The sequence below is a fragment of the Acetobacter orleanensis genome (assembly GCF_001581005.1).
GTDB classification, from domain to species: domain Bacteria; phylum Pseudomonadota; class Alphaproteobacteria; order Acetobacterales; family Acetobacteraceae; genus Acetobacter; species Acetobacter orleanensis.
On the sequence record NZ_LHZV01000067.1, the window covers coordinates 113,649 to 138,680 of the forward strand.

Annotated in this window: 27 protein-coding genes; 16 read left to right on the forward strand and 11 right to left on the reverse strand. The window is 57.7% G+C overall.

The annotated features are described in order from the left end of the window. The first annotated feature begins 10 nt into the window (after window positions 1-10). On the forward strand, window positions 11-772 hold the full coding sequence (locus AD949_RS12410; protein ID WP_048834713.1) for a hypothetical protein: 762 nt from the start codon (window positions 11-13) through the stop codon (window positions 770-772). 56 nt (window positions 773-828) lie between these two features. Here AD949_RS12410 and AD949_RS12415 read toward each other — a convergent pair whose 3' ends face one another. After that, window positions 829-2,346 (reverse strand): succinate CoA transferase, encoded by a 1,518-nt coding sequence (locus AD949_RS12415; protein WP_048834712.1) that lies wholly within the window; start codon window positions 2,344-2,346, stop codon window positions 829-831. Window positions 2,347-2,612: 266 nt separating this feature from the next. On the opposite strand from AD949_RS12415, the gene AD949_RS12420 reads away from it, so the two are divergent. The 4 genes from AD949_RS12420 to gltA all read left to right on the forward strand — a co-directional run bounded on the left by AD949_RS12420 (window position 2,613) and on the right by gltA (window position 5,733). Beyond that, entirely contained in the window at window positions 2,613-3,359 is a 747-nt protein-coding gene (locus tag AD949_RS12420; RefSeq protein WP_048834711.1) for a metallophosphoesterase, read from the forward strand. Between the two features lie 58 nt (window positions 3,360-3,417). Beyond that, on the forward strand, window positions 3,418-3,735 hold the full coding sequence (locus AD949_RS12425; protein ID WP_174766740.1) for a chorismate mutase: 318 nt from the start codon (window positions 3,418-3,420) through the stop codon (window positions 3,733-3,735). Beyond that, a complete protein-coding gene (locus AD949_RS12430) occupies window positions 3,732-4,259 on the forward strand; it encodes a SixA phosphatase family protein (protein ID WP_048834709.1) in 528 nt (175 codons plus the stop codon). The genes AD949_RS12425 and AD949_RS12430 overlap by 4 nt, the downstream gene beginning before the upstream one ends. 163 nt (window positions 4,260-4,422) lie before the next feature. Further along, window positions 4,423-5,733 (forward strand): citrate synthase, encoded by a 1,311-nt coding sequence (gene gltA / locus AD949_RS12435; RefSeq protein WP_048834708.1) that lies wholly within the window; start codon window positions 4,423-4,425, stop codon window positions 5,731-5,733. A gap of 277 nt (window positions 5,734-6,010) precedes the next feature. Here the strand turns inward: gltA and AD949_RS13880 are convergent, their stop codons facing one another. Next, on the reverse strand, window positions 6,011-6,256 hold the full coding sequence (locus tag AD949_RS13880; RefSeq protein ID WP_082064566.1) for a hypothetical protein: 246 nt from the start codon (window positions 6,254-6,256) through the stop codon (window positions 6,011-6,013). A gap of 135 nt (window positions 6,257-6,391) precedes the next feature. After that, entirely contained in the window at window positions 6,392-7,315 is a 924-nt protein-coding gene (locus tag AD949_RS12440) for an ELM1/GtrOC1 family putative glycosyltransferase (RefSeq protein WP_048834707.1), read from the reverse strand. Window positions 7,316-7,417: 102 nt separating this feature from the next. Between AD949_RS12440 and AD949_RS12445 the strand changes: the two genes are divergently transcribed. Then, window positions 7,418-8,179, forward strand: coding sequence for an orotate phosphoribosyltransferase (locus tag AD949_RS12445; protein ID WP_048834706.1), 762 nt, complete (start codon window positions 7,418-7,420; stop codon window positions 8,177-8,179). Window positions 8,180-8,191: 12 nt separating this feature from the next. Then, the gene (locus AD949_RS12450; protein WP_048834705.1) at window positions 8,192-9,025 is read left to right on the forward strand and encodes a glutamate racemase; all 834 of its coding nucleotides are present in this window, start codon (window positions 8,192-8,194) and stop codon (window positions 9,023-9,025) included. Window positions 9,026-9,223: 198 nt separating this feature from the next. On the opposite strand, the gene AD949_RS12455 is transcribed toward AD949_RS12450, so the two are convergent. After that, window positions 9,224-10,294, reverse strand: coding sequence for a polyprenyl synthetase family protein (locus AD949_RS12455; protein ID WP_048834704.1), 1,071 nt, complete (start codon window positions 10,292-10,294; stop codon window positions 9,224-9,226). A 117-nt stretch (window positions 10,295-10,411) separates the two neighbouring features. Here AD949_RS12455 and AD949_RS12460 point away from each other — a divergent pair, with 117 nt between their 5' ends. Beyond that, window positions 10,412-11,149: a tRNA1(Val) (adenine(37)-N6)-methyltransferase gene (locus AD949_RS12460; RefSeq protein ID WP_048834703.1), complete on the forward strand. Its 738-nt coding sequence runs from the start codon at window positions 10,412-10,414 to the stop codon at window positions 11,147-11,149. Window positions 11,150-11,315: 166 nt separating this feature from the next. Here AD949_RS12460 and AD949_RS12465 read toward each other — a convergent pair whose 3' ends face one another. From AD949_RS12465 to AD949_RS12475, 3 genes are all read right to left on the reverse strand, one after another. Further along, a complete protein-coding gene (locus AD949_RS12465; protein WP_048834702.1) occupies window positions 11,316-12,332 on the reverse strand; it encodes a ribonucleotide-diphosphate reductase subunit beta in 1,017 nt (338 codons plus the stop codon). A gap of 59 nt (window positions 12,333-12,391) precedes the next feature. Next, window positions 12,392-14,332 (reverse strand): ribonucleoside-diphosphate reductase subunit alpha, encoded by a 1,941-nt coding sequence (locus AD949_RS12470; protein ID WP_048834701.1) that lies wholly within the window; start codon window positions 14,330-14,332, stop codon window positions 12,392-12,394. Between the two features lie 224 nt (window positions 14,333-14,556). Beyond that, the gene (locus tag AD949_RS12475) at window positions 14,557-15,537 is read right to left on the reverse strand and encodes a Gfo/Idh/MocA family protein (RefSeq protein WP_048834700.1); all 981 of its coding nucleotides are present in this window, start codon (window positions 15,535-15,537) and stop codon (window positions 14,557-14,559) included. A 606-nt stretch (window positions 15,538-16,143) separates the two neighbouring features. Here AD949_RS12475 and secD point away from each other — a divergent pair. Both secD and secF read left to right on the forward strand, forming a co-directional pair. After that, the gene (secD, locus tag AD949_RS12485; protein WP_174766748.1) at window positions 16,144-17,709 is read left to right on the forward strand and encodes a protein translocase subunit SecD; all 1,566 of its coding nucleotides are present in this window, start codon (window positions 16,144-16,146) and stop codon (window positions 17,707-17,709) included. 12 nt (window positions 17,710-17,721) lie between these two features. Further along, the gene (gene secF, locus AD949_RS12490) at window positions 17,722-18,666 is read left to right on the forward strand and encodes a protein translocase subunit SecF (RefSeq protein ID WP_048834697.1); all 945 of its coding nucleotides are present in this window, start codon (window positions 17,722-17,724) and stop codon (window positions 18,664-18,666) included. A gap of 87 nt (window positions 18,667-18,753) precedes the next feature. Here secF and AD949_RS12495 read toward each other — a convergent pair whose 3' ends face one another. After that, window positions 18,754-19,119, reverse strand: a complete 366-nt coding sequence (locus AD949_RS12495; protein ID WP_048834696.1) for a hypothetical protein — start codon at window positions 19,117-19,119, stop codon at window positions 18,754-18,756. A gap of 85 nt (window positions 19,120-19,204) precedes the next feature. Then, entirely contained in the window at window positions 19,205-19,675 is a 471-nt protein-coding gene (gene mscL, locus AD949_RS12500; RefSeq protein ID WP_048834695.1) for a large conductance mechanosensitive channel protein MscL, read from the reverse strand. Between the two features lie 272 nt (window positions 19,676-19,947). Here mscL and rpmE point away from each other — a divergent pair, with 272 nt between their 5' ends. The 3 genes from rpmE (at window position 19,948) to AD949_RS12515 (ending at window position 21,712) form a co-directional block, all read left to right on the forward strand. Beyond that, complete coding sequence (gene rpmE, locus AD949_RS12505; protein ID WP_048834694.1) at window positions 19,948-20,178, forward strand: 50S ribosomal protein L31; 231 nt, start codon at window positions 19,948-19,950, stop codon at window positions 20,176-20,178. A 197-nt stretch (window positions 20,179-20,375) separates the two neighbouring features. After that, the gene (locus AD949_RS12510; RefSeq protein ID WP_048834693.1) at window positions 20,376-20,903 is read left to right on the forward strand and encodes an Hsp20 family protein; all 528 of its coding nucleotides are present in this window, start codon (window positions 20,376-20,378) and stop codon (window positions 20,901-20,903) included. A 209-nt stretch (window positions 20,904-21,112) separates the two neighbouring features. Further along, window positions 21,113-21,712 (forward strand): DUF1013 domain-containing protein, encoded by a 600-nt coding sequence (locus AD949_RS12515; RefSeq protein WP_048834692.1) that lies wholly within the window; start codon window positions 21,113-21,115, stop codon window positions 21,710-21,712. A 148-nt stretch (window positions 21,713-21,860) separates the two neighbouring features. Here AD949_RS12515 and AD949_RS13885 read toward each other — a convergent pair whose 3' ends face one another. Continuing rightward, on the reverse strand, window positions 21,861-22,025 hold the full coding sequence (locus AD949_RS13885; protein ID WP_082064564.1) for a YdcH family protein: 165 nt from the start codon (window positions 22,023-22,025) through the stop codon (window positions 21,861-21,863). A 235-nt stretch (window positions 22,026-22,260) separates the two neighbouring features. Here AD949_RS13885 and AD949_RS12520 point away from each other — a divergent pair, with 235 nt between their 5' ends. From AD949_RS12520 to AD949_RS12530, 3 genes are read left to right on the forward strand one after another with little or no spacing between them, the layout of a single operon-like run. Beyond that, window positions 22,261-22,467 carry a DUF465 domain-containing protein gene (locus tag AD949_RS12520; RefSeq protein WP_048834691.1) on the forward strand — a complete coding sequence of 69 codons (207 nt, stop codon included), beginning with the start codon at window positions 22,261-22,263 and terminating at the stop codon, window positions 22,465-22,467. 32 nt (window positions 22,468-22,499) lie between these two features. Continuing rightward, window positions 22,500-23,039: a 5-(carboxyamino)imidazole ribonucleotide mutase gene (gene purE, locus AD949_RS12525; RefSeq protein WP_082064572.1), complete on the forward strand. Its 540-nt coding sequence runs from the start codon at window positions 22,500-22,502 to the stop codon at window positions 23,037-23,039. Next, complete coding sequence (locus AD949_RS12530) at window positions 23,039-24,211, forward strand: 5-(carboxyamino)imidazole ribonucleotide synthase (protein WP_048834690.1); 1,173 nt, start codon at window positions 23,039-23,041, stop codon at window positions 24,209-24,211. The genes purE and AD949_RS12530 overlap by 1 nt, the downstream gene beginning before the upstream one ends. A gap of 100 nt (window positions 24,212-24,311) precedes the next feature. On the opposite strand, the gene AD949_RS12535 is transcribed toward AD949_RS12530, so the two are convergent. Next, the gene (locus AD949_RS12535) at window positions 24,312-25,025 is read right to left on the reverse strand and encodes a JAB domain-containing protein (protein ID WP_082064571.1); all 714 of its coding nucleotides are present in this window, start codon (window positions 25,023-25,025) and stop codon (window positions 24,312-24,314) included. Window positions 25,026-25,032 lie beyond the last annotated feature (7 nt).

Here is a 25,032-nt window from a genome sequence, read left to right on the forward strand (position 1 = left end):
ATAAAGACAGATGCCGCATCCTGATACGACATCAGACATGCCCCGAAAATGCGCCGGGAACCCCCTCAAACGCTGCTTGGGTAAAGGCGCGCTGGCTATTGGTGTATGCATGCTGGCCTGTGGGGGGCTGGTTTTGCACCAGTCCAAAGCCTACGGACTTCTGGCCCGCATCCATCATGGCCTGATTATCTGCACACCCAGCACCGGGCTGAGCATGACAGCAACCTCCGCAGGCCTGCCGCACCAGAACAGCCCCGGCATGCTGCGGCTGGAACTGGCGTCTCAACCTGATGGACGGCTGGTTGTCATCCCCGGCTCTAATCCGCTGAGTGAAGTTCTGGCCTCATCCCGCCGCGCACATACTCTGCTGATGCTGGACCTGAACAATACCAATCCGGCAGATGTCGCTCTGCTGGTGCGCAAAGCCAGAATGCGGGACCGCGTGGTGCTGGTACCATCCAGCAAGGAAACAACGGAAGTCGCCTTGCAGGCCGACCCGTCCATGCTGGTCGCTATCCCCGTTCACTCCATGCGGGAGGCTTATGCGGCGCATCGCATGGCGGGGCAGCACCCTTATGCCGCCTATCTATCCCCCAACGCGGCGCCTGATCTGTTCTCGCTGGTGCACCGTGATGCGGAAGCCGTGATTACGGAAAATCCGATTACGGCCAATTTCCAGCCAGACGAGTTTCTGGCTGAACACCCGGTTGATATTGTTGTGACACCGCAAACCGGAACACTGCCCCAAGCGACTCTCGCCCGGGACAGCTAATCCGGCGCGGCAGCTAGAGAGACGCTGCCGCAATCCGGTTTTTTAATCTGGCTTTTTCAGGCCGGGAGCATACTTCCCGTTTCCACAAACCGCTGGTGCCAGGACAGAGCTTCCTGCAACAGGTGTGGCGTGTGCTTGCCAAAGGACTCTTTGCGGGCACGGTCAAAGTAATCCTGCAACATCGGCTGGTAGTCCGGGTGCGCGCAGTTGGAGATGATCTTCTGCGCACGCTGCACGGGTGAAAGCCCACGCAGGTCAGCCAGACCACGTTCCGTCACGAAAATCTGCGTGTCCTGCATGATATGGTCCACATGCGCCGCCATCGGCACAATGGCGGAAATCTTGCCGCCCTTGGCTGTGGAGGGAGACAGGAAGATGGACAGGTAGGAACTCCGGGCAAAATCGCCGGACCCGCCAATCCCGTTCATCATTTTGGATCCCATGACGCGCGTGGAGTTCACGTTGCCGTAAATGTCGGCCTCAATCATGCCGTTCATGGCGATACAGCCGAGACGACGGATTACACCGGGGCTGTTGCTCACATCCTGCTGGCGCAGAATGATCTTGGTGCGGAAGAAGTCCATGCGGTTGTTGATCTCTTCCGCCGCATCCGGGCTGAGAGAGAACGACGTAGCAGATGCCACACGCATCCGGCCAGAATCCAGCATGGCCAGCATACCGTCCTGAATGACCTCACTAAAGCCAACCAGATTTTCAAACGGGCCTTCATTCAGCCCTTCCAGCACGGCGTTTGCCACGTTGCCAACGCCTGACTGCAAAGGCAGCAGAGACGGCGGAAGACGCTTCTCTTTGACTTCATGGCTGAAGAAATCAAGCAGATGCCCGGCAATAGCGCGCGCGCTTTCATCCGGAGCAGCGAACGGCGCGTTACGGTCTCTGTCGTTCGACTTAACAATCGCGACAATCTTGTCCGGGTTCACGCGCAGGGCGTTGCCGCCAATGCGGTCGTCTGCCTTACGGATGGGAATAATGTCACGCGGTGGGATGCCGCTCACATTGCCGTCCCAAATATCGTGAATGCCTTCCAGCCCCGGATTCTGCCAGTCATTCACTTCGATAATCACCTTTTCGGCAATATCGAGGAAGGTCTGGGAGTTACCCACGGATGATGTCGGAACAATGCCGCCATCTTCCGTAATGGCTACGGCTTCAACCAGAGCAATATCAAACTTGCCGTAATTGCCCTGCACAGCCCGCCCGGCAACCTGACCAAGGTGGTTGTCGAAATACTCTGTCTCATCATTATTGATGCGGTCACGCATCGCGGCGTCGGTATTAAACGGTGAGCGGAAGGAAACACCATTCGCCTTTGCCAGCACGCCATCCAACTGCGGGCCGGTGGATGCGCCGGTAATCAGGCTGATGCGATAGTCCTCACCCCGTGTATGGGCCTGCTCCATGAGCCCGGCCAGCGCTTCTGGCACGGCTTTGGGGTACCCTGCGCCCGTAAAACCACTGGCACCGACGACGGCACCCGGACGGATAAGTTCAGCAGCGTTTTCCGCTGAACAGACTTTGCTACGCAGGGCAACATTACGAATGCGCTCTTTCATTGAGAGGCCTTCCTGTTCTTTATTATTTCAGTTCCGACGCGAAGCGGATCAAACGGGTACGAAGCGCTCTATATCCCATTGCACCACTCCTTCCCACCGACACACCTTGGCGGCCGGATGATATGCGTAACGTAGGCAGAAAATGACGGGCGTGGCGCGTCACATGCTTGTGCACAAAACAGCCGTCCGTAAAAAATTACCGTTGCTCCCTTCCCTGTGTCCGCCTGTGGCGCCTACATGGTGAGGAGAAAGGTGGATAACAGCAGATGCACACAGGCCTCTTCCCTGACGGAAACGTGAAAGCGGCAATGCGGAAAGGACTCCGCGTTGTGGGAGACGTGCATGGAGATTTGCAGGCGTTCCGCCATGCCGTGGCTACGGACCGCTTTATTATCCAGCTTGGTGACCTTGTAGATTACGGGCCGGACAGCGCAGGCGTGTTACGGTTGATGCATGATGTGATGCAGGAAGGGCGCGGCCTGTTTCTCATCGGTAATCATGACCGCAAGCTGGGCCGTGCCCTGCTGGGCAAAAAACTCCGCCCGGACCCGCCGCTGGAAGCCACAATGGCGCAACTCCACCTCCCGGAAAACGCGGATGTACTGGGTTTTGCGCTAGAGATGCTGGACGCCGCTCCCGCATGGCTGGGGCTGGGCCGGATGCTGTTTGTGCATGGCGCATTTGATGTGCGGATGCTGATGGAGCCACCCCCACCCGCCCTCGGTCGGGTAACTTTTCTGCTCTCCCGCGCGCTGTTTGGAGAAACAACCAGCAGAATGCAGAAAGATGGCTTTCCTGAACGGTGCCTGAACTGGGTCAACCATATTCCCACCGGCTATACGGTCTATTGCGGGCATGACCAGCGCTCCACCAACGGCTGCCCGTTGACCATTCCGGGCCGCGCCGGGGGGCAGGCCATTTTTACAGATACCGGGGCAGGCAAAGGCGGCCATCTGGCATGGCTGGATGTCCCGGCTAACTTTATGGAAGAATCTGCGCCTGCTGTGTCATAGTCTTGTACACACAGCGCTCCCTCACCATGCCAGATAGAAACAGAGAATTGTGCAAACCGTGACTGACCAGCCCTCTCCCACCGCCGCCCTGCTGGACCTCCGCCGCAGCATTGACAATATCGATGCAGCCCTTGTCGCCATGCTGGCGGAACGGTTCCGCTGCACAAAAGCCGTGGGCGCGCTCAAGGCGCGTTACGACATGCCGCCAGCCGACCCGGCCAGAGAAGCCCGGCAGATTGCCCGCCTGCGCACGTTGGCTGAAGACGCCCATCTGGACCCGGACTTTGCCGAGAAGTTTCTGAACTTCATTATCCATGAAGTTATTCGCCACCATGAAGCGATTGCAAAACAGTCTTCCGAGTCGACTGTAAAGTGACGCGCCGCCTCCTTCTGCTCCGGCATGCCGAAGCCGCAGGCCCTCCGGGCGGTGATTTTAGCGAGCAGGCCGATCTGGCCCGCGCACTGACAGCAGAAGGACGAATGGCCGCAAGCCGCTGTGGCGCATGGCTCCGCGCCAACGCTCTGGCGCCGGACCTTGTTCTATGCAGCCCAGCCCGCCGCACGCGGGAAACCTTGGCGGCTCTGGAGCCTTTCCAACCACCGCCCGTTCTGCCCACCCGGTTCTGCCCGGACATTTATGAAGCGCCGCCCTCCGCCCTGCTTGCCTGCATTCGGCAAGCCTCAGTGGAAGCCCGCACTCTGCTGCTGGTGGGGCATAACCCCGGCATCTCCGCGCTGGCCCGTTGGCTGGATAGTCAGGCGGATGCGCTGGAGGCGGGATTCGCAACGGCCTCGCTTGCCGTCTTCCACATGTGGGGTTCAGAAAGTGCTGAAGAGGACACAGGCTGGGCGCAATGCGATGCAACAAGCCTGACTTTAGACACATTCGCGCGACCCTGAGGGCAGGAAAGCGCAGTTTTCCAAGCATCACCCCTTTTGATAACGCGCGGTTTATCGTCCGCCTTCTTCCTGTTTCTTTCTGGATCGGTGAGAACAGTCAGACAGCAGGCCGCCAGTCAGTCAGCCTGTCAGGCAGCGGCATTATAATGCAGAAGGAAACATCATGAGCGCATCGCAGAACGAAGGTCAGCGGTCCGACGCAACCATATCGCTCGGTGGGCGGACGGCGACTCTGCCAGTCCTTTCTGGCACCCTCGGGCCAGATGTCGTCGATATCCGCAAGCTTCCGGCTGATATGGGCGTCTTCACTTATGACCCCGGCTACGGCGAGACAGCCTCGTGCTCCAGCAAAATCACCTTTATTGATGGCGATAAGGGCGTCCTGCTCCATCGCGGCTATCCCATTGCCCAGCTTGCAGAACACGCTTCCTATGAGGAAGTTATTTATCTGCTCCTGAATGGGGAACTGCCAAACAAGGGTGATTTTGAGACATTCTCCAACACCCTGACCAATCACACGCTGCTGCATGAGCAGATCCGGAATTTCTTCAACGGTTTCCGGCGTGATGCGCACCCCATGGCCATTCTGTGTGGCACGGTTGGCGCGCTCTCCGCATTCTATCCGGATGCCAACGACATCGCGATCAAGGCGAATCGTGAACTGGCCGCCATGCGTCTGATTGCCAAAATCCCGACCATTGCGGCATGGGCCTACAAATACACGCAGGGCGAAGCCTTCATCTATCCGCGCAATGACCTGAACTACGCGGAAAACCTGCTCGCCATGATGTTCGCCCGCGAGTCTGAACCCTACAAGGTCAACCCTGTTCTGGCCCGCGCCATGAATCGGATCCTGATCCTGCACGCAGACCATGAGCAGAACGCCTCCACCTCCACCGTGCGGATGGCAGGCTCCACAGGTGCCAACCCGTTTGCCTGTATCTCCGCAGGGATCGCAGCCCTCTGGGGACCCGCTCACGGCGGCGCGAACGAAGCCGTTCTGAAAATGCTGGCCGCCATTGGCAGCAAGGAAAACATCCCTGACTTCATCGCCAAGGTGAAAGACAAAACCAGCGGCGTAAAGCTGATGGGCTTTGGCCACCGCGTTTATAAAAACTTCGACCCACGCGCCAAGATCATGCAGAAAACCTGCCATGAAGTGCTGGGCGAGCTTGGCATTAAGGATGATCCGCTGCTGGATCTGGCTATTGAGCTGGAAAAAATCGCCATCAATGACGATTACTTCGTGCAGCGCAAACTCTATCCGAATGTCGATTTCTACTCAGGCATCATTCTGAAAGCCATGGGCATTCCCACCAGCATGTTCACCGTGCTGTTTGCCGTAGCCCGCACCACCGGCTGGGTCAGCCAGTGGAAAGAAATGATCGAAGAACCGGGCCAGCGCATCAGCCGCCCCCGTCAGCTTTATACCGGCGCAGCGCAGAGAGATTTTGTCGCTGTCGATAAACGGTAAGGCTCGACAGAGTCTTACTTCTTAAAAACGTCAGCCCACTCTTGGGCCTGAAAAGCGGGATGCTTGGCAGGCGCAGGAGTGGGCGCGTTACGTTACGCTTGCAACCGCCAAGCCAAGCCAAGCCAAATTCCTTTGAAAACATAACGTTACAATTATTTTCTTAGAGAAACTTTCCAGCTTGTATATATTTTCCACACAAAAAAAACCAGACCGGGCACCCCGATCTGGCTCTTTTACGGCCTGCTTTTGTAACGCCTAGACTGCCCTATTAAGCAGATCAGTCGCAGTCACACCCTTTGGTTGGTGCTTTGGACTCTCGCACAACGTGATGGTCAATCCATTCGGAGACCAGACGGCGAGCTTCGTTTAAAGACGCTTCAGGGTGATGAATGCGATACAGGGTTGTGCACGCATGAAAAGCAGTCACATCCTCTGTGCCGACTTCACGCAATTCCTGATACGCCGTGACGACAGCTCGCTCGCATTTACGTGCGATCCGACTTAGTTCAACACCCACCGGCATTATCCTTGATTAACAATCATTCTCAACTGCGGTGATTAGACGCCAATTCTTACAAGGATGCAAGGCGGAATACGCTCTCAGAGCGCCTCATCTGATCACAAGTTTTTACATAGCCGGTTCCTAGAGCCTACGAGCCTATAGAGACCATCGACTACGCAAAATAGCAGCCACACGTCCGGCCTCATCCAGCACAGGCCGTGGCCATGCAGAGAAATTATCCGTCAAAACCCGTAAATGACCGTCTTCTATCAGTCGGCGCGCGACACGCCCGCGCACACCGCGCAAATCCTGCTCCCGCTCCATCAGAAAAACCGGAAGATCCGCCACGCAGGCTTCGGTCAGCAACGTGCCGTCTCCACCGCCTATAACCACACAGTCCGAACACGCCATAAAACCCACAAGAGGTTCCTCATCAGGTTCGCCCTGCCGCCAGACCAACAGAAATGTCTCTGAAAGTCCGGTAATGAAGGCATCCGTCAGGTCTGACTTACGGTCATCCCGCACGACAAGCAGCACCGAGCCTCCTTGCCGGTTCACCAGCCCTGCCAGCTTCTTTCCATGCAGCAAGGCTTCTTCCTGCGTGCGATAGGCGTTTTCACCCACAACCACAGTCACACGGGGGTGCGGCAGATGCTCCAGCCGCTCCTGCCAAGCTTTCCCCGCCCGAGCCAGCATCGCAGGAGAGATAATCGTCATCGGGCCGAGTGTCGGGCAAAACTTGGCTGTCGGAGCGGCGGGGGATGGCGCGACCACAAGATCAAACGGCAGGGAGCGCAACATTGGCGCGGAGCGACCTTCCTGCCGCACACACCACACGACCGGACACCCGGCCCGGCGCCCAGCTTTTAAAGCAGCATAACCCGAGCGCCACCCGGATGTGAGAATCAGTCCCGGTTCCCGCCGCTCTTCCAGAAACGAATCGAGTGCGAGCATTTCCGTCCGCACCCGCCGGAAGAGGCACCCGAGGCGGGATGCCAGCACGTAGGCAGGCCCCGGGTCCGGCCCAAAGCTGCTCTCCACCACCCAGACAGGCGCCAACTTTGTTACAGAGAAGGTCATTTTCTCATTCCAGCAGGCAAGACTGCGATGAAGCATAGATTTTCACGCCGTCGGGGGCTATGCCAAAGCAAATTCCAACCGCCATTATCAAGGAAGCGCTTCATGACGTCACCCGCAAACATGGTCGCCCCCCCCACCGGCGAAACCAGCGACTGGGATCGCGATGCGGCCCTGTGCACGGCACGTCTGCTGCTGGAAATCAAAGCCATCAATTTTCGTCCGGAAGAGCCCTATACGCTGACATCCGGCTGGAAATCCCCGGTCTATATTGACTGCCGGCGCATCATCTTCTTCCCCCGCGCCCGCGCCAAGATCATGGAACTGGGCGTGGAAAAAATTGGCCGTCATGTCGGGTATGAGAGCATTGATGCCGTTGTGGGTGGGGAAACCGCAGGGATTCCCTTCGCCGCATGGATGGCGGACCGCATGATGCTGCCCATGGCGTACGTACGCAAAAAGCCCAAAGGCTTTGGCCGTAACGCCCAGATTGAAGGCGATGTGCCCGAGAACATGCGCACCCTGCTGGTGGAAGACCTTACCACGGATGGGGCCTCCAAGGTTGCTTTCGCCAATGCGCTGCGCGATGCCGGTGCGCTGATCAATCATGCCTTTGTCATCTTCTATTACGGGGTTTTCCCGGGGGCTCACCAGTCTCTGACAAACATGAACATCTCCCTGCACGCACTGTGCACATGGTGGGATGTGCTGGAAGCCTGCTCAACACGTCCTTACTTCTCGGAAGAGGCTGCGGCAGAAGTGCGGCGTTTTCTTGAAAATCCGGCTGCATGGTCCGCCCGCCACGGTGGCGTTGGCAGTCTGGAAGAAGCGGCTGCCTTTAAAGCGAACAAAGACAAGCCTGCCTGAGTGTAAGACTCTATGACCCGCCCGGCTTTTTCTGACCCCCGCCATATTCTGGCTTTCGATTCCGGAATTGGCGGCTTGGGAATTGTCCGGGCGATTCGTGCACTCTGCCCCGCTACCTCTGTCAGCTATCTGGCGGATACGGCGGTTTTTCCTTACGGCGAGCAGGATGATGCGTTTCTCACGGACCGGATTGTCTCCCTGCTTTCCGCCGCCATTCAGCGGCTCCGTCCGCAGGCCGTGGTTGTTGCCTGCAACACCGCCAGCACACTGGCGCTAGAGGCCCTGCGCGCGGCGTGCCCGGATATGCCGTTTATTGGCTGCGTGCCCCCTATCCGCTGGGCCGCCCGCACCACAAAAACCCATGTAATCGGCCTTTTGGCCACCCGTGCGACCAGCACGCGCCCGTACCTCAATAGATTACAAACCCTCTATGCGCCGGACAGCACCCTGATTGCCCATGCAGCCCCCGGCCTTGCCGCCTGCGCAGAAAAGGTGTTCCGGGGATATGCGGTGCCTGATGAGGTGATACGCGCTGAAATAGACGGGCTGTTTACACGGGACTGTTCCGCACAGCTTGATACGGTGGGGTTGGGCTGCACGCACTATACCTTTGTGCTGGAGCAGCTTCGCGCTGTCTCACCGCCCGGCATTACATGGTTGGACCCGGCGGAAGCCGTCGCCCGCCACACCGCGACAATTCTGAGCACGCTACCAGCCTGCCCCCCCTTGCCAGAACCTGCCCGCGCTTGGTTCACGGCCACACCGCCAGACAGTGCTGCACTCATCAAAGCCCTGCCCCCTTATGGCTTTGACGCGATAACACTATGGGACCAGCCTGCCCCATAAGTTGGCTACACTTACCTAATCCTTATTGCTGAGAGGATCGCCGTTGGCGCAGTGCGGAAAACAGACACGGACGTTCTGCACGCCGTATTTCTGCGAAGCGTCACCTCTTTATAGAGACACCTCTCCCATGACAGGTAAGATCATAAAAAAAGGCGGCCCGAAGGCCACCCTTTAAAAAATACTCTGTTGGAACGCGCTTCAGCGCTCGCGGCTGGCTGAATAGCTGGCTGTTTCAATCAGCAGAGACCGGATTTCACAATCCGGGAACACCAAAAGTGCGTCCCGCGCTTTGGCGGCATAGTCTTCCGCCTTGCGCAAGGTCGCACCAATCGCGTCTGTCTGTGCAATCAACTTGAGAGCCTTTTCCAGATCTTCCGGCTGCTGCTCAGAATCCTCAATCACACGACGCCAGAAAACGCGGTCTTCCTCGCTCCCGGCCTCATAAGCGGCCAGAACCGGCAGGGTGACTTTTCCCTCACGGAAATCATCCCCCACTTCCTTGCCCAGCACAGCCTGATCTGCCGCATAATCCAGCGCATCATCCACCAACTGGAAGGCCATGCCCAGATTAGCGCCATAGACTCGCAGAGCCTCACGCAGTTCTGGCGCGGGCTCACCGATCACGGCCCCAGCTTCACACGCGGCGGCAAAAAGTGCCGCGGTTTTGCCATAGATCACCTGCAAATACTGATCGACCGAGGTAGAGAGATCGTTCTGCGTGGTCATCTGCATGACCTCGCCTTCCGCCAGCGTGGCGGAGGCGGCGGACAGAATCGCCATTACATCCAGCGAGGCATCGGCAGTGAGAATCTGGAACGCCCGGGCGAACAGAAAATCCCCCACCAGCACGGAGGCCTTGTTGCCAAAAATGGCATTGGCGCTAGCAAGCCCACGGCGGAGCTGGCTTTCATCCACCACATCATCATGCAGCAGCGTGGCGGTGTGAATAAATTCGACACAGGCTGCAATTTCCACATGCCGCAGCTTGCCGTCCTGATCATCATACCCGCAGAGTCGGGCCGCAGCCAGAGTCAGCAACGGTCTCAGCCGCTTGCCCCCTGCGGCGACAAGATGCGCCGCAAGCTGCGGGATCAGCGCAACCGGGCTCTGCATCCGTGCAACAATAACCTGATTACAGGCGCGCATATCCTGCGCGAGGTAATCGGCCAGGGCTTTTAAGCCCGCTTCTCCCGGTTTACTCACAGAAACACTAGATCCATCCTGGCTTGTGGCCCCGCCAGATTCTGGCAGACTAACTGCAACACTCAAACGCTATTTCCCCCAGCCATGGGATGAGTTGACGCCCAACCATATGCGGGGCACCAGAAAAACGGTCAAGCTTCAACCGCTTCAAGACTGCCAGACACTTTTTATCAAGACCCGTTTATGGCCCATTTTTTAGACCTTTCTCATGACACTCTTCTCGGCGGCCGTATTGCTTACGCCCAGTTTCAGACAGGCTACAGAACCGGCCTAGAGCCTGTGCTTATGGCTGCCGCCATTCCCGCCCGCGCGCCGCAACGCGTGGTGGAAATTGGGTGTGGGGCGGGTGCTGGGCTACTGTGCTTGAGCCAGCGCATAGCAGGGCTGACAGGCACCGGCGTTGAGCAGAATAATGAGACAGCAGAACTGGCACGCCAGAATCTGAACGCCAACGCACGGGACGGGCTGACCATTCTTAACGCCCGCTTTCCAGACACGCTGCCAGATGGCCCGTTTGACCACTGCTTTGCGAATCCGCCTTGGCATGCACCGGACGGCACCGCATCTCCCATAGAGCGCCGAGACCTCGCCCGTCGGGCCGAGCCAGATACTCTAAAACTCTGGATACGCGGCAGCTCGCGCATCCTCCGACATAAAGGCAGCCTGACGCTGGCACTCCCTGCCAGCCTGATGGCCGCCGCCATAGCGCAACTGGCGGACAGTGGCTTTGGTGGCGTGACCACTTACCCCTTCTGGCCCAAAGCAGGCCGAGAGGCACGTATCCTTCTGCTACAGGCACGCTATGGGGTAAGGAGCCCCGCCCGCCTGCTAGTCGGTATGATTTTACATGAAGAAGATGGGCGCTTTACAGCGCAAACACGCGCGGTGCTGGAAGATGGGGCGCCGCTGCCCGGCTTATAAAAGGCAGGTCATGCGACCGGACTGAAACTGGCTAGGGACTGCCGCTCAGGTTTTACGGCCTGTACTCTGCTGCCCCCGCATCTCTGATAATCTACGCGGAGCCTCTCTCCGGCGTGCTCTATAGGAGAACACAGGCCGGAGAGAAATCTTCAGCACCAGAACAGCTTTACTCGAAGACAGACGCCTCAAACGCTTCTTCCCACGTCCCTGTGGTGGAAGCGCGGCTATATTCGGTCGAGCGGTTTTCGAAGAAATTGGTGTGCTCTACCGCGTTCAGCATGTCGTCCAGCCACGGCAGCGGGTTGGTCGTGGTGTTATAGAGCGGGTCCAGACCCAACTGGATCAGACGACGATCAGCAATGAAGTGGATGTAGGTTTTCACCTGCTCCGCGTTCAGCCCTTCAACCGCGCCCATTTCAAAGGCGAGGTCGATAAAGGCTTCTTCATGCTCAACAATGGTCGCGCAGATTTCACGCAGTTCCTGCTGGAACGCATCCGTCCAGATTTCCGGGTTTTCATGGATAAACTCACGGAAGAGACGAATAACGGACAGGCAGTGCAGTGTTTCATCCCGCACGGACCATGAGACAATCTGCCCCATGCCCTTCAGCTTATTAAAGCGGGGGAAGTTCAGCAGAATAGCGAAGGACGCAAAGAGCTGGAGTCCTTCCGTAAAGGCCCCAAAGGCCGCCAACGTCTTGGCGATTTCATGCTTGCTGTCTACAGAGAACGCCTGCATGTAATCATATTTATCCTTCATTTCCTTATACTTAAGGAATGCGGAATATTCAGCCTCGGGCATACCCAGCGTATCGAGCAGATAGCTATAAGCCGCGATGTGGATGGTCTCGATGTTGGAAAACGCCGAGAGCATCATCAGCACTTCAGTCGGTTTGAAAACGCGGCTGTAATGCTTCATGTAGCAGTTATTCACCTCAACGTCAGACTGGGTGAAGAACCGGAAAATCTGCGTCACAAGGTTCCGCTCGCTGTCATTCAGCACGCGGTGCCAGTCTTTCACGTCATCCGCCAGCGGAACTTCTTCCGGCAGCCAGTGGACGCGCTGCTGCGTCAGCCATGCATCATACGCCCACGGATAGCGAAAGGGCTTATACACGGGGTTCGCGGTCAGCAGGTCGAAATGCTGTTCCTGTTCGCCCGGTCCGGCAGGTGTTTCGCTCATGAGACTATCCTTACAACGGAAAGTTTTAAAATCATCAGGTTACGAGAGTTTATGCAGACTTACTGGCACGCCAGACATTCATCATAATTGCTCCCGTTGGTCGCCGGAGCCTCGGGTGCGGCGGCACCGGCCCGCATGGCGGCTTCCGCCGCCAGAACCCCTTCCTTCGTCAGCACATTGCTGACCGTGTCCGCGCGCTGGATGGACAGGGACCGGCAGTAATACAGAGACTTCAGCCCCTTCTTCCACGCCATGTGGTGGATCTGGTGCAGATCGCGCTTATGCACATCAGCGGGCAGGAACAGATTGACCGACTGCGCCTGACAGACATAAGGCTGGCGGTCGGCCGCATGTTCCACAATCCAGCGCTGATCCAGTTCAAAGGCCGTCTTGAAGACGTCCTTCTCCTGCTGGGTCAGGAAGTCCAGTTCCTGCACGCTGCCTTTGTTCAGGGTGATGAAGGACCAGATTTCATCCGTATCCTGCCCTTTTTCTTTCAGAAGCGCCTGAAGGTGGCGATTACGCACCGTAAAGGAGCCGGACAGTGTTTTCTGCAGGAACACATTGGCCGCAATCGGTTCAATGCCGGGGCTGGCATTGCCCGCAATAATGGAAATGGACGCCGTGGGCGCGATTGCCATCTTGTTGGAAAAGCGTTCCTTGATGCCATATTCCTCAGCATCCGGGCAGGCTCCACGCAGGTCAGCCAGCTTGCGGGACGCCGCATCGGCCTGCTCACGAATATGCTTGAATACCTTGCGGTTCCAGACTTTGGCCACAACGCCTTCAAACGGTACGTTTCTGGCCTGTAGGAAGGAGTGGAAGCCCATAACGCCCAAGCCCACGGACCGCTCGCGCGAGGCCGCATAGGCGGCCTTCTTCATTTCCGGCGGTGCGCGGTCAATAAAGTCCTGCAACACGTTGTCCAGAAAGAGCATGACGTCTTCAATAAACTGCGGCTTGTCATGCCACTGGTCCCATGTCTCGAGATTCAGGGAAGACAGGCAGCACACAGCGGTCCGCTGCTTACCGTGGTGATCAATGCCGGTCGGCAGCGTGATTTCCGAGCACAGATTGGAGGTTTTGACCTCAAGCCCCGCCAGCTTGTGGTGTTCAGGCCGGGCGTTATTCACATGGTCGGAATAGACAATATAGGGCTCACCCTGCTCCATCCGGGCCGTGAGGATACGGATCCAAAGCGCACGGGCCGACACCTTGCGGATAACGGAATTGTCCCGTGGGGACAGCAGCCCCCATTCCTCGCCCGCTTCCACAGCGCGCATAAACGCATCAGACACCAGCACACCATGATGCAGGTTGAGTGCCTTACGGTTAGGGTCTCCGCCTGTGGGGCGACGGATTTCCACGAATTCTTCAATTTCCGGGTGCCAGACCGGCAGATACACCGCAGCGGAACCGCGACGCAGGGAGCCCTGACTGATAGCCAGCGTTAGGCTGTCCATCACCCGGATGAACGGGATAACGCCGGATGTTTTACCGTTCCGGCCAACATTCTCGCCAATGGACCGCAGGTTGCCCCAGTAGGAGCCAATGCCGCCGCCCTTGCTGGCCAGCCAGACATTTTCGTTCCAGAGGTCAACAATGCCGTCCAGACTGTCACTGGCTTCATTCAGGAAGCAGGAAATCGGCAGGCCGCGCGTGGTGCCGCCGTTGGATAGGACCGGCGTTGCAGGCATGAACCAGTGCTGGCTCATATAGTCATAAATGCGCTGCGCGTGCCCGGCATCCGCGCCGTAGTAGGAGGCCACGCGCCCGAAGAGATCCTGATAGCTCTCATCGGGCAACAGGTAGCGGTTATCCAGCGTGGCCTTGCCAAACGGTGTCAGCAGCGCATCACGCGAGCGATCCACCCGCACCTGATGGTGTCCGGGCAACTGCACCATGTCTTCCAGCTTGCCGGGTTCGAACAAATCCGCTTCGCCCACGGAGCCAGACACAGAACGACGGCTCTCATTTTCCTGAACGTCGATCAGACTCATGGTGACTTGCTCCGGGTTTATGCATTTACGTGATCTGGTCTGGAGGCACGGAGGCGCATGGGCCTCTGCCCCGCGCTCTCGCACCTCACCATATGTCGCGTTCATGCGACATATACTCCCCTATATCTAGTGTTTTTTTTAGCCTCAAACCTTTAAAAAGGGCTTGTGTTTGAAAAGATGGAGTTTTTGGCTGATCATAAATTGTTTCAGCCAATCGAACTTTTTCAGCCTGCGTGAATAAGGCCGGACATCTCCATCCGGCGTCGTGAATCGGCAATTCCATCCGCCACAGCCAGAGCAGCCGCCAAAGCCCGCCGTCCGGCGCGGGCGTCCACCTTCACCGGGGCGTTGTCCAGACAGGAGGCCACAAAGGCCTCATGCTCCGCAAACAGAGAATCATGATCTTTCCATGAAATAGCTTCCCGGCGAAAACCACCCGTGCCGGGTAGCGGCAAGCCTTTCTCCCGGCCAATCATGGTCAGTTCCCGCTTGCCGAAATCCGCTGACAGATAACCTTCTTCAGAAAACAGCCGCATCCGCCGTTCTGTCTTTAAGGAAATCCGACTGGCTGTGATGGTCGCCACACAGCCATTTTCAAAACGGACACGGGCGTTGGCAATGTCTTCATACTCGGAACTGACAGCCGCCCCCAGCGCATCCACCTGCGCAATGGGGCTATCCACAATAGCCAGCACCAGATCCAGATCATGAATCATCAGATCAAGAATAACGGATACATCCGTGCCGCGCGGCTTGAAGGGGGCAATGCGGGTGGCCTCAATATAAAGGGGCCGGGTAATTCTTTTTGTAATGGCCTCATGCTCAGCGGAATAGCGCAGCAGATGCCCGACCTGACACACCAGCCCGCTCTGCTCCGCCAACGTGATCAGTTCATCAGCCTGCGCCAGCGTTGCCGCCACCGGCTTTTCCACCAGCACATGCTTGCCCGCGCGCAGGGCCTCCGCCGCCAGTTCAAAATGATATTCTGCGGGAGCGGCCACAATCACGGCGTCACACGCGGCCAGTAATTCTTCAACGGAGCCCATCACGGCGCACCCGGCTTCCTTGGCCACGTCTGCCGCGCGCTTTGCATCCGGGTCAAACAAACCAACAAGCGTCTCGCGGGCGACCTCTTTTATCTTAAGGGTATGATACCGCCCGAAATGCCCGGCGCCGATCACCCCAACCCGCAAAATCTTGTCCATCTTTTCTGACCTTCCTGACCCTGTGCCTTATGGCTTTCCGGCCAGCGGTAGCAGGCTCATGCCAAAATCCCAAAGCCGCGCCTACCTGCCTAGCCGCGTGGATCTTTCTGTTCTTTTTATGTTCTTCCCGCAAGTCTTATTACAGACCTGTTTTCAAAACGCGTCCAAGCCGTGCTCTGCCGTACTGTATCTGTCTCTGAACGGGCCGCTTCATAGTGACACTATGATGGCATGGGGGCAAAAAGATAACACTTTCCGGCGCACACACCGCACGCCGGATCTCTGCTCTGGCCATCTGAAATAGTCTCACAGGCCGGATACGCCATCCCTCACCGTATTCTGATATCTCAATCGTCAATATCCGCCGCACGACCGTGGCAGTCCGCAAAAAAGCCATCAATTTTTTCTTATCCGCCGACTCCGGTAATTCCCATCACCAGTGCCCCTGTCGCCCCTTCCGCAAGACGGAAGAACAGTCCAGAATGTGATGCAACCCCGCCACGTCCTGCCACCGAATCCCCCACACGGACGCAGCAAATGTCTGTGGAGTGTTGCATCACACGCAAGGGAGCGGCATGGTCCGGGCGACAAAAATCGATCGATCAGGTGAGAATGTATTACAGCCGCCTCAAACTGGCCTCGGTACTGGGTGTGTGCCTTTTAGGGCTGCTGCTCTGCCTGCCCAATGGTCTGCGCAACCCGTTTCCCTCCATGCCCTGGCGCCAGATTCATCTGGGGCTGGATCTGCGCGGCGGGTCCTACCTCCTTATGCAGGTGGACCTAAAAAGCCTGACGCATGACAGATTGCAGACCCTTGCGGACAGCACGCGGGAAACGCTGCTGAAATCCCAGCTTGGCTACCGCAACATCACGACCAATGCGGATGCCAGCACGGTCTCTTTCATGCCGCGTGATGCGTCTGAAACGGACACCGACCTCGCAGCCCTCAACAAGCTGCCGCGCGTCGTCCCCAACGAATTCACGGTGAAAAAACAGGATAATGGCAGCATTATCCTCACCCTCTCACCGGAAGCGCTGAAAGCCCGCGCGCGTGAAGCTGTGACGCAGTCCATCGAGATTGTGCGCCGCCGCATTGACGCCACTGGCGCGGTGGACCCAGAAATTACCCGTCAGGGTGATGACCGCATTGTGGTTGAACTCCCCGGCGTGAGTGACCCTGAGCGCATCAAGACCCTGCTGGGCACCACCGCGAAAATGACCTTCCGGCTGGTGGACCCCAACCCCATGCACGCCACGGCAGCGCCTCCCGGCGTCAGCCTTCTGCCGATGGCGACCGAAGGTGAAGGCCCGCCGCTGCCGGTTTATGACCATGTGGATGTGGACGGCACGGACCTGACCAACGCAGGCGCTGTGATTGATTCCCAGAGCGGCGAATGGGCTGTGACGTTCTCCTTCGATTCCATCGGCACCCACGCCTTCTCCACCATAACGCAGGCCAATGTCGGGCGTCGCTTCGCCATTGTGCTGGACAACAAGGTGATTGAAGCGCCGGTCATCCGCTCCCCCATTACCGGCGGTAGCGGGCAGATTACCGGCGGGTTTGATGCCCAGAAAGCAACGGACCTCGCCCTGATGCTCCGCGCAGGCGCGCTCCCCGCCCCGCTAAGCGTGATGGAGCAGCGCACCATTGGCCCGTCTCTTGGTGCCGATTCCATCCGGGCTGGCATACTCAGTCTGGCGGCAGGCTTTGTGTTCGTTATCCTGTTCATGGCGCTGTTTTATGGCCGCTTTGGCTGGTATGCGAACATCGCCCTGCTGGCCAACCTTGTGCTGATGGTGGCCATCCTGTCCCTGTTTGAAGCAACACTGACCCTGCCGGGTATGGCCGGGATGTTGCTGACACTGGGCATGGCGGTGGACGCCAATATCCTGATCAATGAACGCATCCGGGAAGAAGTGGCCCGTGGGCGCACGCCTCTGGCGGCAATGCAGGCCGGGTTTGAGCGTGCAACCTCCACCATTGTGGACAGTAACGCCACAGCCCTGTTGGCCCACGTCATGCTGTTTGTGTTCGGCACCGGCCCTGTGCGTGGCTTTGCGCTGACCATCACCATCGGGATCGTGACCACCCTGTTCACGACCCTTCTTCTTTCCCGACTGCTTATGGTCCGCTGGTATGCGCGCACGCGCCCGACCAGCCTGCCGGTCTGAGACGAGGCGCTTATGTTTGGACGTCCTCTCCTGCGTTTTGTGCGCAAGGATACTCACATCAACTTCATGCGCGGGCGCTATGCGGGGCTGATTGTCTCCGCAGCACTCTCTCTGCTCTCCGTGGTCCTGTTCCTGCACCCCGGCCTGACACTGGGGCTGGATTTCCGGGGCGGTATTGTGGTGGAGGCCAAAACTTCCGGCCCCGCTGATTTCGCCAAACTGCGCAGCGCACTGGCCGCGCATAACGTCACCCACGCCTCCATTCAGGCCTTCGGTGCACCGGATGACGTGCTGATCCGCCTTGACGCTGGCGATGAGCAGCAGACCAACGCCATTGTGGACACTGTCCGCCATGCCGTAGCGGAAGCCCAGCCGGGCACAACTGTTCTGCGCGCTGATGCCGTTGGCGCATCGGTCTCGTCCGAACTGTTCCGCAACGGGATGCTGGCTCTCGGCCTGAGCCTTGCGATGATTCTGGGCTATATCTGGTTCCGGTTTGAGTGGGAGTTCGCCCTCAGCGCCGTGATCACGCTGGTGCTGGACCTGACCAAAACCATGGGTTTTCTGGTTATTACCGGCTTTGAGTTCGATCTGGTGATGGTTGCCGCCATTCTCACCATTCTGGGCTACTCCACCAACGATAAAGTGGTGGTGTATGACCGTGTGCGTGAAAACCTGCGCAAATACCGCACGATGCCGCTGCGGGAGTTGATTGATCTGTCGATCAACGAAACCCTGAACCGGACACTGGGCACCTCCTGCACAGTCTTTCTGGCCTCCCTGCCATTGGCCCTGTTTGGTGGCTCTACCCTGTCCGGCTTTGCATGGACCATGCTGTTCGGGATTGTGGTGGGCACATCCTCGTCCATCTTTATCGCAGCCCCACTCCTGCTCTTTATGGGCGAGGGGCGCCTGAAGCGGGACGCCAGACCACCGGCTCCGCACAAAAGCGCCTGAAAACGCAAAAAGCGTTCCGCACCTTCCCGGTCGGAACGCTTTTTTATTTCTGCACTCAAGCCGATTGGGCCTGATTGCAGGACGGCTCTAACGCCGGACGACAGAGGTCGGCGAAGAGTCGGGCGGTTCAATGACCGCCAGAAAATTCTCCATCGCCTGCCCCGCATTTTTAATCCCGGCGCTGGAGGGATTATATTCGGCATAGACAATGGCCGCCAATGCCGCCCGGTCCGCATTGACAATTTGCACAAGGCGCGCCGGAGGCACACGCCCGGACATGACCTGCCCTCGCGCCATGCCGCTGGCAATCACGTAGCTATAAATCAATGTGTGTGGGGTTGGGTTTATTTGCACCGCACCGGGGGCAGACTGGCAGCCAGCCAACGCCGCGAGGCTGGCAAACCCTGCCAGCAGGCGAAAAAAAACCGGAAATCCAGAGGGGGAGCGCGTCATGCGACGAGCCTACCCCATATCTGTCTTTCCGGTAAATCTCCCCAGCGCCCAGCAGAACGCTGAGGGTCAGGCTAGTCAGTCAGTCTTAGACTTTACGGGCAGCCAGTTCGTCCCGAATCTGCTCAAGCAGAATTTCCGTCTTGGTCGGAGCAGGAGGCGCTTCCGGCTCGGGGGTGCCCTGCTTCTGCAGGCGGCTCAGCACTTTAACAAACCAGAAAATGACCATCGCCATGATCAGGAACTGAATGACTGCATTCAGGAACAGGCCGATGTTCAATGTCACGGCGCCGGCTTTCTGGGCTTCCGCCAGTGTTGCCAGATGCGGCCCCTTCAGAGTGAGGAAGAGGTTGGAGAAATCAATACCGCCAATAACCAGACCCAGCAGCGGGTTGAAAACATCTTTTACCAGACTGTTCACAATTGCCGTGAAGGCTGCACCGATGATGACACCGACCGCCAGATCAACAACATTACCACGCATGATAAAGGCGCGGAATTCGCCTACCCAGCCGGGTGTATGCATGTGAGATTTAATGTCAGATTTAAGATCAGCCATAAGTCGCTTTATCCTTTTCGAAAACAAAATGTCTGCTGTCTGTATCCATCATGAACCCTTTTTAACAAGTGAAACCATTTCGATTCGCTGATTTTTCTTTCGAGACGACAGTGTTAGAGCAACACAGACACGTTTTTCCGGCCTACAGCCCGCAAAAACCGGACAGAAAGCCGCATAGAGTTGTTGATCCCACTGGCACAGACGGCTATACGCACTCGCACGCATAGCCCGGTCGGTATCGGGACAGCCTTTTGAACGGAAAGACGCAACACATGAAACCCGGCATTCACCCTGACTACCACGAAATCACCATCGTCATGACCGATGGCACCGAATACAAAACCCGCTCCTGCGCAGGCAAAGCTGGTGACACGCTCCGTCTGGACGTGGACACAAAGTCCCACCCGGCATGGACAGGTGTACAGCGCATGATGGACACCGGGGGTCAGGTCGCAAAGTTCAACAAGCGCTTTGCTGGTATCGGCACGCGCTCAAAAGGCTGATCTACCCTTTTTTATCCGATCAGTTAAAAAATACGGAACCCCGCCTCTTGAATCAGGAGGCGGGGTTTTCCACGTTTAGCCTAGAGGAAAATGCCCGAAAATGGGGTTTTCCTCTTGTTTTGCCCTGCCACAGCACGCCCGCCAGACCGGGGGCAATCCTGTGGCAAGACCTTGCTGAACGAGGAGGTTTTTTAACCATGAGTTACGATTTTGCACCGCTTTTCCGCACCGCGATTGGCTTTGACCGCCTAGCACAGGTGATGGACACCGCAGCCCGGAGTGCAGCCACCCCGAGCTACCCGCCCTACGACATCGCCAAAACCGGGAGTGACAGCTACGCCCTGACTATGGCCATTGCCGGATTTGGCCCGGACGATATTGAACTGGTTGTACAGGACAATACGCTGATCGTCTCCGGCCGTGTGAATGACCCGCAGAATGAAGGGGAAATTCTGTATCGCGGGATCGCGCGGCGCGCTTTTGAACGGCGCTTCGCGCTGGCGGACCATGTGGAAGTCACCAGTGCTGATATGAATAACGGCCTGCTGCGCATTGCTGTGCGGCAAATTGTGCCTGAAGCCCTCAAACCACGCCGCATTCCCGTACAGTCTGGGATGCAGAGTGGCTTACAGAGCGGTCTCACAACCCAAACCGGCGCGCCTACACCGGAGCAGATCAGCCCGCATCCACTGGCTGACGCTCAGCCTTCAGCTGTGGCGGCATAATCAGACCCCGCTTGAAAGTGTAAAAAAGGAGGAGCTTCGGTTCCTCCTTTTTTCTAAGAGTTCATTTGTCGCTTGACCTGTGGGGGACGCTCCCCCCATATCGTCGCCACAGATGCGCGCCGGCAGGCACGCGGGCCTTCGGAAAGGTTTCCGGACCGTCAGTTTCTCCGGTGCCTGCGCAAGCGCCGACCGACGACAGGATGGAAGCAATGACGACCTTACCGCTGATGCCCAAGGCCACCGCAGTGTGGCTGATTGAAAAAACCGCCCTGAGCTTTACTCAGATTGCCGAGTTCTGCGGCATGCACCCGCTGGAAGTGCAGGCTATTGCCGATGGTGAGGTTGCTCAGGGGATTGTCGGGTATGATCCTGTTGCCAACCACCAGCTCAAGCAGGAAGAAATAACCCGCTGCGAAGCTAACCCTGACGCCCGGCTGAAAATTCTGGCAACGAATAACCCCGTCAAGCGTCGCTCCAAAGGCGCGCGCTATACGCCGGTAGCGAAACGGCATGACCGTCCGGATGGTATTGCCTTCCTGCTGCGCAACTTCCCGCAGTTGAATGACCTGCAAATTGTCAAATTGCTGGGCACCACGAAGGACACCATTGCCAAAGTGCGTGACAAGCAGCACTGGAACACGCCCAACATCAAACCGCGTGACCCAGTGACCATCGGCCTGTGCAGCCAGACGGACCTGAACGCCGCCGTGACGGCGGCCACAACACGTCTTGAGCGCGACGGGCAGGAAATTCCGCAGCCGCCGCCGATGGATCTGATGGAACATGAAGCAGCAGGCGGGGAAGAGTAATTCCCCACGGCACTGGCGAACTTTATGTCCGCCAGTGCCTTATCTGGCCAGTTTCTGGCTGTTTTAAAAATTTCCTCTCTGGTGAGAGAAACACTTAAGCCTCCTCTGCCCGCATCATTCTGCCGGGGCTCAGAGAGACGGTCTTCTGTCAGGTAGACAGGCGCTCAATTTCTTCCTTGAGGCGCAGCTTCTGCAATTTGAGACACATCAAAACACGTTCATCCGGTCTGGGTCGTCCGCCTTCTGATGAGATCTTTTTATCGATCCGTGAGTGGCGGGATTTCAGACTCTCAATCCTAGACTGGTAGGTCATTGACTGCCTCCATTCGGTTGATGACGTCCCACGGTAACGCACTCCCCGCGTGTTTTTTCATGTTTTTTTCACATTTCGCGCACGCTAGGTATGATTTAAGTGCAGATCTAATTTTTCTTCTTTTGCCGCTGGCCTCCGTCTCACGCATGCGCAAAACTAGAGACTGCAAACTTGGCAGACTCTGAAAAAACCTCGTTCACACAGAGTCCATATGCCACGCAGGAGAGGGACTAAAATGCTGAAAGACCGCGATTCACTCCTCGGCCAGCTCCATGAACTCCGCAGTGAACATCGTGATCTTGATACCATCATCTCCCGACTGACCGATGGTACGGTCCTGACAGACCAGTTGCAGCTCCAAAGGCTGAAAAAACGCAAATTACTGCTCCGAGATCGGATTACACGGCTTGAAAGCGAACTGATCCCCGACGATATTGCGTGACCATTTTTCCACAGACCGGACCCAGCATCATCGTGAGCGAAACTGCCCCCCAGCCTACCGCCCCCACTCAGGACGCCAGCCTTGCGCCGAAGGTCGGCATTATCATGGGCAGCCAGTCGGACTGGGAGACCATGCGCCACGCGGATGCCATCCTGACGGAAATGGACATTCCCCATGAGACACTGATTGTCTCCGCCCACCGCACGCCAGACCGGCTGGCCGAGTATGCCAAAAATGCTGCGGGCCGTGGCCTGTCCGTCATTATTGCGGGCGCAGGCGGAGCCGCCCATCTTCCCGGCATGTGCGCGGCATGGACCCGCCTGCCCGTGCTGGGTGTGCCCGTAGAATCCCGCGCCCTCAAAGGCATGGACAGCCTGCTCTCTATTGTGCAGATGCCCGGTGGCGTGCCTGTCGGCACTCTGGCAATTGGGGCCTCCGGCGCCAAGAACGCCGCCCTTCTGGCCACGTCCATTCTGGCATTGCAGGACCCTGAACTGGCCGCAAAGCTGGACACATGGCGGGCGCTACAAACTGCGTCCGTTGCCAATACCCCGATTTCTGAAAACGACTGATGCCCTCTTCCTCTCCCCGTTCACCGTCTTCCGCGCTTGCCCCTAACGCCGTCATCGGCATTGTCGGTGGTGGGCAACTTGGCCGCATGTCCGCTGTTGCTGCGGCAAAACTCGGCTTTCGCGCCCATATTCTAACGCAGGATGCTGAAGGACCCGCGGCGCAGGTCGCCCATCAGGTCACTCTGGGCGCGTATGATGACCATAAGGCACTGGAAGCGTTTGCGCGCGCTGTGGATGTTGTCACTTTCGAGTTTGAAAATATCAGTGCTGATGCGCTGGATTGTCTGGCCCAGCACTGCCCGGTGCGTCCATCTGGTGCCATTCTGCGCATCAGTCAGGACCGGCTTGCGGAAAAGACCTTTCTTGCAGAGGCCGATATTCCGCTGGCTCCGTGGATGGCGGTTACCGACACGGTCTCCCTGCACGCGGCGGCTGAAACACTTGGCTATCCCTTTATCCTGAAAACCACTCGCAACGGCTATGACGGCAAAGGGCAGGTCCGGGTGTATGAGGCCTCCCAACTGGAAGACGCCTTTGCCTCCCTTGCGCCCCACCCGCTGGTAGCGGAAGGCATGGTGGATTTCGCGTGCGAAATCAGCGTGATGGTTGCGCGCGGCACGGACGGCACAACGCGCTGTTTCGCGCCCGGCCTTAATTACCACCGGGAAGGTATTCTGGACCTCACGCTGGCTCCCGCTCCGGTGCAGGAAGAAACAGCGCAGCGGGCACAAACGCTTGCGACCGCCATTGCGGAAAAACTCGACCTTATCGGCATTATGGGCGTGGAAATGTTCATTGACCGCGCAGGCAACCTGCTGGTGAATGAAATTGCCCCGCGCCCGCATAATTCCGGCCACTGGACCATGGATGCCTGCCCGGCGGACCAGTTTGACATGCATATCCGCGCCGTGGCCGGTCTGCCCCTGCCCCCGGCCCTGCGCCATTCAGATGCTGTCATGAAAAATCTGGTTGGCCCGGACGATATGGCCCTGTGGCCTGACATTATCGCTACACCGGGGCATATCCCGCATCTGTATGGCAAGACGGAAGCCCATGTGGGCCGCAAGATGGGGCACGTCAACATTCTGTTCCCCTATGGCAGCCTGCCCGGCGCACTGGGCGTTCAGGATGCCCTTGGCCCGCTGGCAGATAAGGCTGGCACACAAGACTGACGAACAAGACAGGCAGGCAGGCAGGCAGATTGACAGACTGACGGACAAAGCTGGAATACAAGGCACTGAGCAGGAAGGACGCGGCGCATAACTCACCGCCTCAGAAAAACCCTTCTTCCTTCAGGCTGAACAGCCGACCACTGCCGATAATCACATGGTCCCACACCGTCATGCCCAGAAGGCTGGCGGCCTGTGTGATCCGTTGTGTCATGAGGATATCGTCCTGCGAGGGAGACGGGTCTCCGCTTGGGTGATTGTGAACAAGCACGAGAATACGCGCTTCAAGCTCCAGCGCGCGCCGCATCACTTCTCTAGGGTAGATCGGCGTATGGTCCACCGTGCCGCGCCCGAGCATTTCATCGGCCAGAAGCCGGTGTGCCGCATCCAGAAACAACACCCGCACCTGCTCAATCCGCTCATGCGCCAGCATGGCACTCAGATACGCCTTTAGCTGTGTCCTGTTTGCCAACACACCCGCGCGCTTCAACCGCGCCTTGTGCAGGCGCACAGCGGCTTCCTGCACAAGGCGTAGCGTGACACGCAGGGCTGGTGTCTGCCCTACAGCCTCCTGCATGACCTGATCTGGCGCGGATAAAAGTGCGGCCAGAGACCCAAACTGGCGCAGCAGAGACGCCGCCAAGACTTCCGCAGACGGGTGCCGAGGGGCCACAAGTGTTACCAGTTGCGTGAGGATTTTATGGTCGTCTGGAACGCTTACTGACAGTCCAGCATCTGCCAAGCCTGACAAAAATGGTAAATCCGACAAGGGCGACAAAGTCTCCAGCGCCTTGCCCTGAAATTTGAACCCAGCCATATCCGCC

Excerpts from the sequence above, each read along its gene's own strand:
- AD949_RS12415 (WP_048834712.1), bottom strand. The coding sequence starts at position 2,346 with ATGAAAGAGCGCATTCGTAATGTTGCCCTGCGTAGCAAAGTCTGTTCA.
- AD949_RS12510 (WP_048834693.1), top strand. The coding sequence starts at position 20,376 with ATGAGTTACGATTTTGCACCGCTTTTCCGCACCGCGATTGGCTTTGAC.
- AD949_RS12445 (WP_048834706.1), top strand. The coding sequence starts at position 7,418 with ATGACGTCACCCGCAAACATGGTCGCCCCCCCCACCGGCGAAACCAGC.
- AD949_RS12535 (WP_082064571.1), bottom strand. The coding sequence starts at position 25,025 with ATGGCTGGGTTCAAATTTCAGGGCAAGGCGCTGGAGACTTTGTCGCCC.
- gltA (WP_048834708.1), top strand. The coding sequence starts at position 4,423 with ATGAGCGCATCGCAGAACGAAGGTCAGCGGTCCGACGCAACCATATCG.
- AD949_RS12460 (WP_048834703.1), top strand. The coding sequence starts at position 10,412 with ATGGCCCATTTTTTAGACCTTTCTCATGACACTCTTCTCGGCGGCCGT.
- AD949_RS13880 (WP_082064566.1), bottom strand. The coding sequence starts at position 6,256 with ATGCCGGTGGGTGTTGAACTAAGTCGGATCGCACGTAAATGCGAGCGA.
- rpmE (WP_048834694.1), top strand. The coding sequence starts at position 19,948 with ATGAAACCCGGCATTCACCCTGACTACCACGAAATCACCATCGTCATG.
- AD949_RS12450 (WP_048834705.1), top strand. The coding sequence starts at position 8,192 with ATGACCCGCCCGGCTTTTTCTGACCCCCGCCATATTCTGGCTTTCGAT.
- AD949_RS12440 (WP_048834707.1), bottom strand. The coding sequence starts at position 7,315 with ATGACCTTCTCTGTAACAAAGTTGGCGCCTGTCTGGGTGGTGGAGAGC.
- AD949_RS12475 (WP_048834700.1), bottom strand. The coding sequence starts at position 15,537 with ATGGACAAGATTTTGCGGGTTGGGGTGATCGGCGCCGGGCATTTCGGG.
- AD949_RS12410 (WP_048834713.1), top strand. The coding sequence starts at position 11 with ATGCCGCATCCTGATACGACATCAGACATGCCCCGAAAATGCGCCGGG.
- secF (WP_048834697.1), top strand. The coding sequence starts at position 17,722 with ATGTTTGGACGTCCTCTCCTGCGTTTTGTGCGCAAGGATACTCACATC.
- mscL (WP_048834695.1), bottom strand. The coding sequence starts at position 19,675 with ATGGCTGATCTTAAATCTGACATTAAATCTCACATGCATACACCCGGC.
- AD949_RS12465 (WP_048834702.1), bottom strand. The coding sequence starts at position 12,332 with ATGAGCGAAACACCTGCCGGACCGGGCGAACAGGAACAGCATTTCGAC.
- AD949_RS12530 (WP_048834690.1), top strand. The coding sequence starts at position 23,039 with ATGCCCTCTTCCTCTCCCCGTTCACCGTCTTCCGCGCTTGCCCCTAAC.
- AD949_RS13885 (WP_082064564.1), bottom strand. The coding sequence starts at position 22,025 with ATGACCTACCAGTCTAGGATTGAGAGTCTGAAATCCCGCCACTCACGG.
- AD949_RS12515 (WP_048834692.1), top strand. The coding sequence starts at position 21,113 with ATGACGACCTTACCGCTGATGCCCAAGGCCACCGCAGTGTGGCTGATT.
- AD949_RS12420 (WP_048834711.1), top strand. The coding sequence starts at position 2,613 with ATGCACACAGGCCTCTTCCCTGACGGAAACGTGAAAGCGGCAATGCGG.
- AD949_RS12495 (WP_048834696.1), bottom strand. The coding sequence starts at position 19,119 with ATGACGCGCTCCCCCTCTGGATTTCCGGTTTTTTTTCGCCTGCTGGCA.
- AD949_RS12470 (WP_048834701.1), bottom strand. The coding sequence starts at position 14,332 with ATGAGTCTGATCGACGTTCAGGAAAATGAGAGCCGTCGTTCTGTGTCT.
- AD949_RS12520 (WP_048834691.1), top strand. The coding sequence starts at position 22,261 with ATGCTGAAAGACCGCGATTCACTCCTCGGCCAGCTCCATGAACTCCGC.